This window comes from Sphingobium sp. FW305-3-2-15-F-TSA7 (genome assembly GCF_058787155.1).
Genome location: NZ_JBYSZM010000004.1, coordinates 129,285 through 142,604 on the forward strand (window position 1 = coordinate 129,285; position 13,320 = coordinate 142,604).

The following is a 13,320-nucleotide window of genomic DNA, read 5'->3' on the forward strand; positions in this document are numbered from 1 at the left end:
CCGAGGGTTGATCCGGTGCAATTCGATGGCCTTTGCGCTAGACTGTGAATCCGTACGGATCAGGAACCGACACAATCAAGAAACGAGCCACACCGCTGCCCACCGGCCTCCGCGACGCCATCCGCGCCATGTGCGTGGAAGGCGATACATTCGCTGCGGGCGGTTATTATGACGAAGCGATCGTGAACTACCGACAGGCCTGGGCACTGATTCCCAGCCCGCAGACTCTCTGGTCCGAATCGGTCTGGGTTCTGGGCGCACTGGCCGATGCCTGCTTCCTGTCCGGAAAACGCGTCGTGGCCCGCCAGGCGATCGAACATGCGATGAAATGTCCAGAGGGTCTTAAACACCCCTTTCTATGCTTCCGGCTCGGCCAGATCCTGCTCGACGACGGTGAGAAGGATCGCGCCGCCGAACTGTTGCTGTTCGCGCATAGCACTGCCGGCCCGGATATCTTCGTGTCCGAAGACGACCATTATCTGACTTTTCTCAAGGACCGCGGCCTGGTGGACTGAACGGCCCCGCGGCGCACGGGATCAGCCCGCGACCGGCAACCGGATCGTGCCATCGGCCTCTCGTTCGAGCGGCCCATGGGCGATCACGGCACTCAGCGGCAGCGGTGCATAGAGGTGCGGAAACAACTGCCCGCCGCGTGACGGTTCCCACCGTACCGCGCCACCCAGCGCGGCCAGATCGACGGCCGCGATGGTCAGATCGTGATGTCCAGCGAAATGCTTGTCGATGGTTTCGGCAAGCTGCGCCGCAGTCGACATATGGATATAGCCATCGGCGATATCGATCGGCGCGCCATCGAAATGCCCATCGGCTTCGAGCGCCGTCAATTGGTCCGCGAGCAGTATTTTGTAAGCGATCGGATCGTTCATCCCATATCCGTCCATCAAATCAGCAATTGTATTGCGACGATGATCAGCGTCGCCGCCAGGACCAGCCGCAATTTCTCGTCATCCACCCGCGAAGCGAGCAGACTGCCGATAATGATCCCGGGCACCGAGCCGATCAGTAGCGACGCCAGCAGCGAGACATCGACATTGCCCATCCACCAATGGCCCATGCCGCTGATCAGCGCGAGCGGCACGGCGTGGGCGATATCGGTGCCCGCGATGCGGCGGACCGACAGCTTGGGATAAAGTGCCAGCAACACCGTCGCCCCGATCGCGCCGGCACCGACCGAGGTCAGCGCCACGGCAACGCCGATCACCACGCCCAGCATGACGGTCAGGATCCGGGTCCGGCCTTCGCTGCGATCGATCCGATGCGCCGCCGACCAGGCCAGGATCTGCCGGCGAAACACCAGCGAAAGCCCCGTGACGAGCAGCGCCAGCCCCAGCGCCACCGTGATCAGATGCGCGGTCGCCGCCGAAGGGCGCCCCATATAGGAGAGCAGCAGGAGCGACAGGCACGCCGCCGGCAGACTGCCCGCCGCAAGCCGGCCGACGATCCGCCAGTCCACCGAGCCGCGCCAGCCATGAACCATGCTGCCGACGCTCTTGGTGACCGCGGCATAGAGCAGGTCGGTGCCGACCGCGACGGCCGGATGGAATCCGAACAGCAGCACGAGGATCGGGGTCATCAGCGATCCGCCGCCCACCCCGGTCATACCGACGAGGATGCCGACGAACAGGCCGGCCAGCGAATAGAGCGGGTGGATCGCCGTCATCGATACTCCCGCTTCATGCTTGTCGCTACGCCGCGGCGACGCAAACGACGCCCGCGCGGACGGCGCGGACGTCGATGCTCATAAGTTGCGGTGACGGATGACTCAATGCGCCGTGGCAGGCGGGCACTTGACGAACTTGCCGTGCGCATCGTGGCAGCGCTTGGTCGGCGCGGCCTTGGCGGTGGCGCATTTGATGAACTTGCCATGCGCGTCGCGGCATTGCGCGGCACTGGCAGCGCCTCCGGTAAGCGCCAGCATCGCGATGCCGGACAGGATCGCGGTCGAACGGAATATGCGGTGCAACGTCATGATCGGGGTCCTCCGTGATCGCCTGGACAATCCAGGTGAGGCCGGCATCATGACAATCGCGCGCGCACCATATGCTGGCTGCCGCATGACCTTTTGTTCATGCGGCAGCGTGCCCGGGGCTCAGGGCACCTTGCCTTCATTCTCCGTCGCCTTCATCGCGCGGCGCTCCGCGAACCACTGGCTGAGCATCGCCGCGGTGCAGCCGGTCTGGCCGCCCGATCCCACCGCGGAACAGCTATTGGGGCGCGTGAAGCGGGTCATGGTGTTCATCGCGTCCACCCGACTGCCCCAGGCCATCTCCGCCGGCGCGTCTTCGGGCTTCTGGTCGCGGAACCGCTTGGGGATGCGAAACCGATCCCCCTCCGGCAACCGTGCGCAGACCACGATCTCCTCCGGATCGTCGGATTGCGGGCAAGGGTCGTTGCCGAACACGACGATTTCGATGGTCTGCGTTTGCGGCGGGGTTTCCGCCTGGGCGAAAGGCGCGGCCACCGCCGCAAACATGGCGGCGGCCAGCACGGATGCCGCTTGGCGGCACATCCTGTCGATCGGGATCATCGCGCGAGGTTAGCGAGGCAACATGTATGGGAGATGTCCATATGTTGCAGTCGCCGACATCATGCGATGGTGTTGACCAGCCCACCTTCGGCGCGCAGCGCGGCGCCGTTCGTCGCCGAGGAACGCGGGCTGGCGAGATAGGCCACGAGGTTCGCGATCTCCTCCGCCTCGATCATGCGCTGGATGATCGAGGACGACCGCGCACTGACGAAGAAGTCGGCCTCGATCTCTGCGATCGGCGCGGTCGGGTCCTTGGCCTGACTGCGCAGGAAATCCTCGATCCCTTCCGAACGCGTCGGCCCCGGCATCACCGAATTGACGGTGACGCTCGTGCCGCGCGTCAACTGCGCAAGGCCGCGCGCGATCGAAAGCTGGGCGGTCTTGGTGGTGGCGTAATGGATCATGTCGGCGGGCACGGCGAGGCCGGATTCGCTCGATATGAAGATGATCCGCCCCCAGTTTCGCTCGATCATCGCGGGCAGATAGCTGCGCGACAGGCGGACACCGCTCATCACATTGACTTCGAGCAGATGGTTCCAGTCGTCGTCGCTGATCTCGCCGAACGCCTTGCTTTCATAGATGCCGAGATTGTTGACGAGGATGTCAACACGATCGACCAGCCCGACAAGCACCGCAGTGCCCGCCGCCGTCGCGACATCGGCAAGCACGCCGCTCACCTGGGCCCCGCCCGAAGCGCGGATATCCTCCACCGCCGCGTCGAGCTTTGCCTGCGTCCGCCCGGTCACGATCACCTTCGCGCCCTCGCGCGCCAATGTGCGGGCGATCTCCAGGCCGATGCCGGCGGTCGCGCCGGTGACGAGGGCGGTCTTGTCGTCGAGTTGCAGGTCCATGATATGTCTCCGATGCGTGTGGCCCCGCATGTAGGGACGGCAAGGCCTCGGGACTATTTGACGATCGGGACAAGCATCTGTGCCCGGCATTCATCAATGCCGAATATCCTCTACCGGGGGATTGGCTTCGCTCGGCACCCGGCCGGCCTCACTTCTCCGGCCTCACTTCCAACGTCTGTCGTTCCGAAACTGCGCTGACTGGCGGCGCTTGAAGATGATATAGCTGACGATCGCGGTGGCGACGATCAGTCCGATCAGCGAATATGCAATGATCAATCGTGTTTCCATTACGGCGTAGCGTCCGTGCACGGCGATTGGTTCCGCCTCGGGGCAAATCCCTCCGGATTCATGTCGCCGCCTTCGTCTCCTTCGGGGGTTGCACGATGCCGCGCTCCAGTTCGTCAAACGCGGCGCGGAGGATCGCCGCCGAAGCGACGAGGCCGGATGCCTCCTCGTCGCTCATCTCGGGCACCAGCATGCGTTCGACGCCCGACGCCCCGATGACGCAAGGCATGCTCATATAGAGCCCCGACAGGCCGAGCGCCCCATCGAGCAGCGACGAGACCGGCAGCACGGCATGCTCGTCACGCACGATCGCCTCGCAGATCCGGACGATCGCAGTCGCGATTCCGAAGGACGTATAACCCTTGCCCGCGATGATCTCATATGCCGCACTGCGCACGGTGCTCGCCAGTTCCCGCCGATCCAGCGCTCGCGCGGCTTCGGAATAATGCTCGAGTGCCGCGCCGCCGATACGCACGCCGGAAAGCAGCGCAACCTCGCTGTCGCCGTGCTCGCCGAGCACCAGCGCTTCCAGCGCGCCGGGCGCGACATCCAGCCGCGCGGCAAGCGATGCGCGCAAACGGCTTGAATCCAGAAGCGTGCCGGTGCCGATGACCCGGCTGGCCGGAAGGCCCGAACATCGAAAGGCCATCATTGCCATCAGGTCGACGGGGTTCGAAGCCATCAGGACAACCCCGTTGAAGCCTGCCGCGGACAAGGCCGTCATGCATGAGCGGACGATATCGGCGCTCCGCGCCGCGACCGACAGGCGTGTCTCCGCGCCGCGTGTGGCGGCGCCGGCCGTGATCACCGCGATCCCGGCGGATGCGGCGTCGTCATATGACCCTGCCCAGATCCGCGCCGGCCGTGCCAGCGCATTCGCGTCGGAAAGGTCGGCGGCTTCGGCACGCGCGAGATCGACATTGTCGTCGACGAGAACGATCTCCGGAAACAGGCCGCGCAGCATCAGCGCATAAGCAGCGGTCGAACCGACATGCCCGGCCCCGATGATGGCGATCCGGTCGGGATGCGATCCGTTCACGCGTCGCCCTGCCCGCCGCCGAGCCATTCGCTCTCGGCGGCGTCGACCGCTTCGAACATGTCGCTTTCGGCCTGCATCTCGTTGAGCCGCCGGCGCACGGCATCGGGACTGCCGTCGCGCGGGAATCCGCGATCGGCCTTTGCCGCCTTGGCCAGATCGCCGACCCATCCGGCCCGCGCCTGCTGCGCAAGCAGCCAGCCGCCAAAGGGTTGAGGTGCATCGATGTCGGAAATGCCGCGCACGGCGTCGAAATCCTGATCGTTCATGTTCACGGCTCGTCTCCACTGGCAGGCGAGAGCGCGATGGTCCCCCGGTCACGAGATGCCTGCGGGGAAATCGGGTGATGAACGCCGGTATAACACCGAAAGTTCGAGTGGCCTAACGCGGCGCCGGCAGTGCCTGAAGCGGCCCATCGGACATTAGGCGCGAAGCGCATTCTGGTCTATGGTCAGCAGATCATCGGTCGTCATGGCTCGCCGATGGCTGAGAGATGCGCATGCTCCCGCCCGATGGAGCGCCGTCCTCTGAAACAGCTCACTGACCTTGAAGACGCACAGACGCTCGCGCTCGCGATCATCGAGACGATTCCCGAACCCTTTCTGGTGCTCGACGCGAAATTCGGCGTGCTCGCGGCCAGCCGTTCCTTCTACGAGACCTTCAAGGTCGATGCGGCCCATACGCACGGCTGCCTTCTTTACGCGCTGGGCGACGGCCAGTGGAATATTCCCGCCCTTCGCCTTCTCCTCGAAACCATCATTCCTCAGCAGACCGCGATGGAGGGATTCGAGGTCGAGCATGATTTTCCGGAGATCGGGCGCAAGACCATGCTGCTCAACGCGCGCATGGTGACCTGCCGACAAGGCGACATCGAATATCCTGCTGGCATTCAAGGACATCACCGAGCGCCGTCGGATCGAGAAGGACAAGCAGGACCTGCTCGAACATACCGAGAATCTGTTGAAGCAGCAGCAGATCCTGTTCCAGGAAATGCAGCACCGCGTCGCGAACAGCCTGCAGATCATCGCCAGCATTCTTGTTCTGAAGGCACGTGCGGTCACGTCAGAAGAGACACGCCATCATCTCGAGGACGCCCATCAGCGTGTGATGTCGGTTGCCGCGGTGCAGAACCACCTTCACACATCGGACGGCATCGATCAGATCGAAGTCAGTTCCTATCTCAAGAAACTCGGTGTCGGGCTGGCATCGTCGATGGTCGGCGAAAACAGACCGATCGCGATCGACGTCGTCGCCGACGAGGGAACGATCATATCCGCCAACGCGGTAAGCCTTGGCCTGATCGTGACCGAACTGGTCATCAACGCGATCAAATACGCCTTTCCCAAGCCAAGACCGGATGCCCGCATCCTGATTAGCTATGAAGTGGACAAGCTCGACTGGAAACTCAGCGTCATCGACAATGGCGCGGGCAAAGCCGATCCGCTGCCACGCGTCGCCAGCGGCCTCGGTACCGTCATCGTCAAGGCGCTGGCCAAACAGCTGGATGCACGCATGGAGGTCACGTCCGACGCGAACGGCATGAGCGTCACGGTCACGCGTGCAACCTTCACGCCTCGACAGGCGCGGACATCATGACACTCAAAAAATCAATTTCGGCGGGCTAAATGGGCGAAACAATTCACCCTCACCTAAGCCATCGAAATACTTATGAATTCCCTTGCATCACAACTTACGATCTATATAATAATATTTCCCAATCATGAACGAAGTTTTATTTTTAAGGAACGAAACTTAACAGTTTCGACTTCGTTTATTACCTGACCTCCATCGAGGCCAGGAGTATAATCATGAAAAAGTTGATCTTGGGCGCCAGCATGCTGGCGCTGGCCATCACCGCTGCCCCCGCAATGGCGCAGTCCCGGAACGATCACCGTGAGCATGCGCAGGATATCCGCGAGGACCAGCGCGAATATCGCGAGGATATGCGCGATGCCGACAATCCACGCGAGGCGCGCCAGGCCCGTAGGGAATATCAGCGCAATGCGCGCGAAACCCGCCGAGATTGGCGCCGTTATCGCAACTACGACTATAACCGTATGGAGCCGGGCACCAGCCGCTATGACGCGGCACGCTATTACCGCAGCGGCAACAGCTATCAGACCCGTCGCCTGAGCATGAACGACCGCATCTATCGCGGCAATGACGACCGCTATTATTGTCGCCGGCCGGACGGCACGACCGGCCTCATCATCGGCGGCGTGGCGGGCGGACTGGTCGGCAACACGATCGGACGCGGCGACAACAACACGCTCGGCGCCATTCTCGGCGCAGCGGGCGGTGCGCTGGCCGGTCGCGCGATCGAACGCAACAATGTGCGCTGCCGTTAAGGCGGCACACGCAACGTCCAAAGCATGAGTGACAAGGGGTGGCGATCGACTCGCCGCCCCTTTATTTCATGAATCTACCCGGCGCGCGCCGCAGCGTCATTTGCCGGCTGTCGAATTGGGGTCGAATAACGCCCAAAATCTCCAGGGCTCTGCCCAATAACATGGCCATATACATCATGCGATCGGTTCGAGATCACGAATTGGCGAAGCGATAGCCTGGCCGATTTCGAATCTAACATTGCATTTTTCTTGACTCCCGTATCGTAAAATCATCTCCGTCTCCGATCGACTGGGGTGGTCGATTCGGGAGGGGCAATGCAAAACAAGGTTCTCGCGCTTACGGGCGCGATCGTCGCGACATGGTCGGTGGCAGCATCCGGTCAGGCAACGCCGGGCACGCCTGTGCCGGCACAGGCGCCTTCCACCGCGACAAGCGCGGTGATCGTGAACGCCGATGTTCCCAATATCCTGCGCGCAGGAACCAAGGTGCCACTCAGAATGGCCGAAGGCCTGACGACCGAAGGCAAGAAGCTCAGGGTCGGACAACGCTTCCAGATGGAAGTCGCCGAAGCCGTGGTATTGAATGGCCACACCGTCATCCCGACCGGCAGTCCCGCCGTCGGCGAAGTGACCGATGTGCGCAACAAGGGCATGTGGGGCAAATCCGGCCGCATCAACGCACGCGCGCTCTATGTCCGCGTCAACGGCCGCCAGATCCGCCTGACCGGACAATTGGACGACAAGGGCGTGACGGGCACGGCAGGCGTCGTCGCGGCAATCGCGCTGATTCCGGTCGCGGGCTTTTTCACCACCGGGACCAGCGCCAAGATTCCGCTCGGCGCGCCGGTCGTGGCGTTTCTCGACGAGGATCTGACGATCGCCTTCGCACAGGCACCCGCGCCGGAACCGATGGTCGTGCCCGCTGCCGCACCGGTTGCGGCCACCACTCCGGCCCCCGCTCCCGTCGGCGGTGAAGCCAAACCGAACTGACGAGGCTCGGCCCGTCAACATCTGGACTGACGGGAATCAGGTCGAAAACCCGAGCCGGGCCAATGTGCCGCGGCCGCACAGCCGTCAGCCGATCGATCAAGAACATTCAGAACAAGCTGCACGATTCACATTTCGTGCAGCTTGTTCTAGCGCCGGCTTTCGTCGCCTGCCGCGAAATGCGCCAATTGGTCGGCATGCGCCTTTTTGAAAGCGGGCCGGGCGACAAGACGCTGAATATAGGCCTCGGTTGCGGGGCGGTCGCCACGGGCGCGAACCGCCGGAATGCGCAGCACATCCGCCATCAAGAGATCGGCGGCGGTGAACCGGTCTTCCACCAGCCATTCGCGGTCGCTCAATATGGCTTCCATGTGCGCGAGCCGGCTGTCCAGCCATCCGGACAGGCCATTTTCACGATCCCCCGAAAGCCCGAGGAACCACCAGGGAACGCTGACCATCTCGATCGAGTTGAGCGCGGCGATCGCCCATTGAGAGGTTTCGGCTTCGCCACTCGCGCTGCGCGGCATCAGGATATCGCTCTTGCGCGCCAAATGAAGCAGGCAGGCGCCACTCTCGAAGATCGAGATCCCATCATCCGTCAGAAAGGGCACTTGTCCGAACGGCTGCCGTTCGAAATGGCTTGGCTGCCGATTCTCGAAAGGAACCGTGCCGACCTCGTAGACAAGCCCCGCTTCTTCGGCGCCCCAACGCAAACGCAGGTCGCGGACGAACCCGCGCGGCCCCTCCGGCACCCAATCATAGGTCCAGATGGTCAGATTGTTACCCATGGATCGACATTCCTTCAGTCCGCGAGCCAAGTGTCGGCAATTCCCGATAGCAAAAACATCCGGCGCGCGCAGTCGGGATCAACCTCGGCTCCCCCGATTTTTCCGCCATTCGGCGCCGCGATTTCCGGGCCGGCAGGTGATCCTGCCTGCCTCGAAATCGCTCTAGCCGGCGAACGCCCAGCGCAGCGTTCGCGCCAACCCCGCGGTTCCCGCACGCACCAGCGGGCGCGTCAGCGTCGGGCCGGTCAATCCGTGCATCGCCCTTGCCCAGTCGGGCAGCAGATCGACCGCCGCCTGAAAGGTCATCGCCTGGATCGGCAGCGCCGACAGATTGGGCGGACGCTGGTCGAGCACCAGTCGTGCGACCTCGCGGGTTCGCGCGCTGACGGCAAGCGTGCCGCGCATCGCCCGGATCAATTGCTCGGCCTCCCTGCGCGTTCGCGGCACGGGGTCGGCGCCCAGCGCTTCGGCGATACGCGCCATCTCGCAAAAATAGCGATCCTGATCGGTCATCGGCATTGCCGGCTCGCCATAGCGGATCCAGGCATCGAGAAAGCTCACCGCCTCGGTGACATGGACCCAGGCCAGCAGTTCGGGATCGTCGGCGGTATAGGGCGTGCCGTCGGGCAAGGTACCGCGCACCATTTCGTGGACGGCGCGCACGCGATCGATCGCGGCCTCCGCCTCCTCGCGCGCGCCATAGCTGGTCAGCGCGATGAAGCGCGCCGTGCGCCGCAGGCGACCAAGCATGTCGTGACGGAAATTCGAATGATCCCACACCCCGGCCAGCACCGCGGGATGCAGCATCTGGAGCAGCAAGGCGGCAACGCCGCCGACCATCATCGTCGTCACGTCGCCATGCACGCGCCACAGCACCGTATCCGGCCCGAACAGCCCGTCGGCACTGCGCACCACCGGCTGCTCGCCGCGCGCCTGATCGTTGAACACCCGCCGCACGCGCGCCACGATCGCCTGCCGGGCGTGGCGTGTCAGCGTTGCGGATCGATCGGGCACGAACCGGCTCCCTGATGCCTCTGCCAGGACGGCGTTAGGCGCCCGGCTGGGGCCTTGCAAGCGAGCCGGACGGCATCGACACGTCGCGACGGCCATCGCCGAATTGCTTCCTTCGGACACTCATGATTTGCCGGGCTTGCGCGCCACCGGGCTGCCGACATGGCCGGTATAGGATTGATAGAGCTGGGCGAGCCGCGCGAGGCGCGTTTCCACCGGTGGGCCGAGTTCCGCGATCACGTCGTTGACGAGAAGATTGACCGCACATCCCATCGAGACCTGCGAACTCCAGAACAGTTCGACTTCCGTCGATACCGCAATGATGTGCCTGCTGAACTTGCGGATCCAGTCGCAGAATTTGTCGGTGAGCATCACGACCGGAATGCCCTCCGCGCTCGCCTGCGCCGCCAGGTCGTGCGACTGTTCGGAATAACGCCTCAAATCGACGAGGACGAGACAGCGGTCCGCCGGGTCGCCCGCGAATATCTCATGATAATTGCCCGCCGATCCGTCGACCAGGCTGACGCCCTCCCGTGCATATTGCAGTTGATATGCCAGTGCCGCCGCAACCGCGCGCTCGGTCTGAAAGCCGGCGACATGGACATGGCGGCTATGCGCGAGCAGCGCGACGATCTCCCTCCAGCCCTCGCTTTCGGCCATGCCATAGACTTCGATGATCGCGGCGAGTTCCAGTTCCAGGCTCTGCTTGCTGTGGCGGTTCTTCCCGCGCCCGTCGAAATACTGGGCCACCTGGTTGCCCACCAGCCACGGCGCACCCGACATCGTCGTACGCAGATCGGCCTTCAGATCCTTGAAATGACGATAGCCCATCTTGCGTGAGAAGCGCCCGACGGTGACCGCGCTCACCCCCAGTTTCGCGGCGATGGAATCGGCGCTCTCGAACGCGATTCCGCCGCGATTGGTCAGGATGAAATTGCCGATCGACCGTTCCGCGGGCGAGAGTTTCTGAAGGTTGCCCTCAAGCCGCTGCAACAGGTCGAGCGATGTCTCGGTTCCTCCGTCCACGGATGCTCTCTCCTCACATTTCATGTGGTTGCGATGTTTAGAATAGCCGTTCCGTCCATGCCAGCACGACCTCCGTCTTCCCCGACAATGGTTATAAAAATCACATGTATTGACACTAAGACAGAATTCTGACGAATTAAAGGCAGCAGACGGAGCGCTAGCGACTCCGTGGATCAAATTGGGGGGCAGGCATGATGAGAATGAATCCGAAACTCGGGGGAACGCCTCTGGCGCGCGCCGGCAGCGGCCTGGCTTTGGCAGTCGCACTCGCCTGTTCGACGGGCGCCGCGGCGCAGACCGGCCAAGGCGCGGCGCAGCAAGGCGACGGCAATTACAGCGAAAATACCGACGACATCATCGTCACTGCGCAGAAGCGCGAGGAAAAGCTGCGCGAAGTGCCGATCTCGATCAGCGCGGTCACCAGCGACCAGCTCACCAGCCAGGGCGCCAGCCGCTTTTCCGATTATGCCGGCTATATCCCGGCGCTGTCCTATTCGCCGAGCGGAACCCCCGGCGGCGGCCAGCTCAACCTGCGCGGCGTGACGACGGCGACCAGCCCGAGCGCATCGACCGCCATCTATATCGACGAGGTGGCGACCACCACGCACGGCACCTGGGGCGGCAGCGCCTATACCCCGGTCGACCTGTTTCCCTATGACCTCGAGCGGGTGGAAGTGCTGCGCGGCCCGCAGGGCACACTCTATGGCGACAGCACGATCGGCGGCTTGGTCAAATATGTCACCAAGACCGCCGATATCGACGATTTCTCCGGGGCGGCCGGGGTCGAGGGCATCGCGGTCAAGGGAGGCCACGGCCTTGGCGGCGGTGCGCGGGCGATGGTCAACGTGCCGATCGCGCCGGGGGTGCTCGGCGTGCGCGTCAGCGGATTCTATCAGAAGAATCCCGGCTACATCACCAACATCGTGAACGGCAGGAAAGGCACCAACGAGACCGATCAGCGCGGCCTGCGCGTCGCCGCCCGCCTGGCGCCGAGCGACGATTTTTCGATCGACGCCCAATGGCTGCACAGCGAGATCGAGGCCGATGGCCGGGCCAGCACGCTCCTGGAACCGGGCACGGCGCATCCGCTTGGGGGCGACGATCGCCACAGCTTTCGCATCGCCGAGCCGTCATCGCGGAAATTCGACCTGCTCTCCGCCACGGCGCGCTATGATTTCGGGCCGGTCAACCTGACGTCGGTCACCGGCTATACGCATTCCGACAGCAAGCTGAACGGCGACAATAGCAGCGCCGTCGGCAGCTGGATCGATATGCTGACCGGGGGTGCGATCACCGACGGCATCGCCCTGTTCGAGGGGCTCACCACCAACAAGAAATTCTCGCAGGAAGTGCGGCTCGCCTCGTCGCCGGATCAGCGACTGAGCTGGCAGATCGGCGGCTATTACACGCGTGAAGATACCGATACGCTCCAGCGATATGTGCCCTTCCGCGCCGACGGCACGGTGATCAGCGACCTGATCGAGACTTACCGGGACGAGGTCCAGTCGCGCTACACCGACCTTTCGGCCTTCGCCAATGCGACCTTCAGGATCACCGACAAATGGGAAGTCTCGGGCGGCATCCGGCATTCGCGCATCACCGACGACTTCCATGAAAAGGCGACGGGGCTCATGTTGTCGGGCAGCGCGACCGTGCCCTATTTCGACGACATCTCGACCAAATACAAAGCGACGACCTGGTCGCTCACCACGCGCTATGTCGCGAACGACGATCTGATGATGTTCGCGCGCGCGGCGAGCGGATTTCGTGCCGGCGGTATCAACTATACCTGGCCGGGCGCCGAGAAAAGCTATGATCCGGACAGCCTGACCAGCTACGAGGCCGGTATCCGCGCCGATTTCATGGACGACCGCGCGAGCATCGACCTGACGGTCTATTATCTCGACTGGAGGGATCTGTTCATCCTGGCCTACACGCCCGATGAATTCGCCTTCGGCTATCAGACCAATGGCGGCAAGGCGAACGGCTTCGGTACCGAATTCACCGGTACGCTGCGTCCGGCAAGGGGCCTGTCGCTCATCGCGACCGCGGCTTATTCGGGGTTGAAGGTGCGCGAGGATCTGCCGACGATCGGCGCCGAGGCGGGCGATCGCACGCCGATCAGCCCGGCCTGGTCCGGATCGTTCCTGGCGGATTACAGCGCGCAGCTGGCGGGCGGCTGGAATTTCGGCATTGGCGGCGGGCTCCGCTGGGCCAGCCACAGCTATACGCGCTTCATCCACGATCCCCGGGCGGTGCGGCTGAGCGGCTATGCGGCGATCGACCTGAACGCAGCCATCTCCAACGATCGCTGGACGGTGCGCGGCTATGTCCGCAACCTCGCCAACAACAGGACCGTCCTGTCGGCGAATTCGCAGGACGAAGGCGTGCAGATGAATCCGCGCACGATCGGTGTCGCGTTCGACATGAAATTCTGACCGAG

Annotated in this window: 16 protein-coding genes; 5 read left to right on the top strand and 11 right to left on the bottom strand. The window is 63.4% G+C overall.

What is annotated here, in order from left to right; translation table 11 throughout:
- Positions 1-44: 44 nt before the first annotated feature.
- Entirely contained in the window at positions 45-515 is a 471-nt protein-coding gene (locus AC3WN8_RS04165) for a tetratricopeptide repeat protein (protein ID WP_492668126.1), read from the top strand.
- Between the two features lie 21 nt (positions 516-536).
- Here the strand turns inward: AC3WN8_RS04165 and AC3WN8_RS04170 are convergent, their stop codons facing one another.
- The 8 genes from AC3WN8_RS04170 to AC3WN8_RS04205 form a co-directional block, all read right to left on the bottom strand.
- The gene (locus AC3WN8_RS04170; RefSeq protein WP_492668127.1) at positions 537-884 is read right to left on the bottom strand and encodes a DUF952 domain-containing protein; all 348 of its coding nucleotides are present in this window, start codon (positions 882-884) and stop codon (positions 537-539) included.
- Positions 885-898: 14 nt separating this feature from the next.
- A complete protein-coding gene (locus AC3WN8_RS04175) occupies positions 899-1,678 on the bottom strand; it encodes a sulfite exporter TauE/SafE family protein (RefSeq protein WP_492668128.1) in 780 nt (259 codons plus the stop codon).
- 102 nt (positions 1,679-1,780) lie between these two features.
- Positions 1,781-1,987: a hypothetical protein gene (locus AC3WN8_RS04180; RefSeq protein WP_492668129.1), complete on the bottom strand. Its 207-nt coding sequence runs from the start codon at positions 1,985-1,987 to the stop codon at positions 1,781-1,783.
- Between the two features lie 120 nt (positions 1,988-2,107).
- On the bottom strand, positions 2,108-2,506 hold the full coding sequence (locus AC3WN8_RS04185; RefSeq protein ID WP_492668130.1) for a hypothetical protein: 399 nt from the start codon (positions 2,504-2,506) through the stop codon (positions 2,108-2,110).
- 98 nt (positions 2,507-2,604) lie between these two features.
- Positions 2,605-3,396 carry an SDR family NAD(P)-dependent oxidoreductase gene (locus AC3WN8_RS04190; protein WP_492668131.1) on the bottom strand — a complete coding sequence of 264 codons (792 nt, stop codon included), beginning with the start codon at positions 3,394-3,396 and terminating at the stop codon, positions 2,605-2,607.
- A 346-nt stretch (positions 3,397-3,742) separates the two neighbouring features.
- Positions 3,743-4,720 carry an L-lactate dehydrogenase gene (locus AC3WN8_RS04195; protein ID WP_492668132.1) on the bottom strand — a complete coding sequence of 326 codons (978 nt, stop codon included), beginning with the start codon at positions 4,718-4,720 and terminating at the stop codon, positions 3,743-3,745.
- Positions 4,717-4,986, bottom strand: coding sequence for a hypothetical protein (locus tag AC3WN8_RS04200; protein ID WP_492668217.1), 270 nt, complete (start codon positions 4,984-4,986; stop codon positions 4,717-4,719). The genes AC3WN8_RS04195 and AC3WN8_RS04200 overlap by 4 nt, the downstream gene beginning before the upstream one ends.
- Before the next feature lie 153 nt (positions 4,987-5,139).
- Complete coding sequence (locus tag AC3WN8_RS04205) at positions 5,140-5,646, bottom strand: hypothetical protein (protein WP_492668133.1); 507 nt, start codon at positions 5,644-5,646, stop codon at positions 5,140-5,142.
- Positions 5,647-5,677: 31 nt separating this feature from the next.
- On the opposite strand from AC3WN8_RS04205, the gene AC3WN8_RS04210 reads away from it, so the two are divergent.
- The 3 genes from AC3WN8_RS04210 (at position 5,678) to AC3WN8_RS04220 (ending at position 8,055) form a co-directional block, all read left to right on the top strand.
- Entirely contained in the window at positions 5,678-6,313 is a 636-nt protein-coding gene (locus tag AC3WN8_RS04210) for a sensor histidine kinase (protein WP_492668134.1), read from the top strand.
- A gap of 212 nt (positions 6,314-6,525) precedes the next feature.
- A complete protein-coding gene (locus AC3WN8_RS04215) occupies positions 6,526-7,065 on the top strand; it encodes a glycine zipper 2TM domain-containing protein (protein ID WP_492668135.1) in 540 nt (179 codons plus the stop codon).
- Positions 7,066-7,380: 315 nt separating this feature from the next.
- Positions 7,381-8,055 (top strand): hypothetical protein, encoded by a 675-nt coding sequence (locus tag AC3WN8_RS04220; protein WP_492668136.1) that lies wholly within the window; start codon positions 7,381-7,383, stop codon positions 8,053-8,055.
- Between the two features lie 146 nt (positions 8,056-8,201).
- Here the strand turns inward: AC3WN8_RS04220 and AC3WN8_RS04225 are convergent, their stop codons facing one another.
- The 3 genes from AC3WN8_RS04225 to AC3WN8_RS04235 form a co-directional block, all read right to left on the bottom strand.
- On the bottom strand, positions 8,202-8,840 hold the full coding sequence (locus AC3WN8_RS04225) for a glutathione S-transferase family protein (protein ID WP_492668137.1): 639 nt from the start codon (positions 8,838-8,840) through the stop codon (positions 8,202-8,204).
- Positions 8,841-9,002: 162 nt separating this feature from the next.
- Positions 9,003-9,854 (bottom strand): oxygenase MpaB family protein, encoded by an 852-nt coding sequence (locus AC3WN8_RS04230; RefSeq protein WP_492668138.1) that lies wholly within the window; start codon positions 9,852-9,854, stop codon positions 9,003-9,005.
- 120 nt (positions 9,855-9,974) lie between these two features.
- A complete protein-coding gene (locus AC3WN8_RS04235; protein ID WP_492668139.1) occupies positions 9,975-10,877 on the bottom strand; it encodes a MurR/RpiR family transcriptional regulator in 903 nt (300 codons plus the stop codon).
- Positions 10,878-11,068: 191 nt separating this feature from the next.
- Between AC3WN8_RS04235 and AC3WN8_RS04240 the strand changes: the two genes are divergently transcribed.
- On the top strand, positions 11,069-13,315 hold the full coding sequence (locus AC3WN8_RS04240; protein ID WP_492668140.1) for a TonB-dependent receptor: 2,247 nt from the start codon (positions 11,069-11,071) through the stop codon (positions 13,313-13,315).
- Positions 13,316-13,320: the final 5 nt, after the last annotated feature.

Bases quoted from the DNA above. Each gene is read 5' to 3' on its own strand.
- AC3WN8_RS04170 (WP_492668127.1), bottom strand. From the start codon at position 884: ATGAACGATCCGATCGCTTACAAAATACTGCTCGCGGACCAATTGACG.
- AC3WN8_RS04175 (WP_492668128.1), bottom strand. From the start codon at position 1,678: ATGACGGCGATCCACCCGCTCTATTCGCTGGCCGGCCTGTTCGTCGGC.
- AC3WN8_RS04180 (WP_492668129.1), bottom strand. From the start codon at position 1,987: ATGACGTTGCACCGCATATTCCGTTCGACCGCGATCCTGTCCGGCATC.
- AC3WN8_RS04190 (WP_492668131.1), bottom strand. From the start codon at position 3,396: ATGGACCTGCAACTCGACGACAAGACCGCCCTCGTCACCGGCGCGACC.
- AC3WN8_RS04200 (WP_492668217.1), bottom strand. From the start codon at position 4,986: ATGAACGATCAGGATTTCGACGCCGTGCGCGGCATTTCCGACATCGAT.
- AC3WN8_RS04215 (WP_492668135.1), top strand. From the start codon at position 6,526: ATGAAAAAGTTGATCTTGGGCGCCAGCATGCTGGCGCTGGCCATCACC.
- AC3WN8_RS04220 (WP_492668136.1), top strand. From the start codon at position 7,381: ATGCAAAACAAGGTTCTCGCGCTTACGGGCGCGATCGTCGCGACATGG.
- AC3WN8_RS04225 (WP_492668137.1), bottom strand. From the start codon at position 8,840: ATGGGTAACAATCTGACCATCTGGACCTATGATTGGGTGCCGGAGGGG.
- AC3WN8_RS04240 (WP_492668140.1), top strand. From the start codon at position 11,069: ATGATGAGAATGAATCCGAAACTCGGGGGAACGCCTCTGGCGCGCGCC.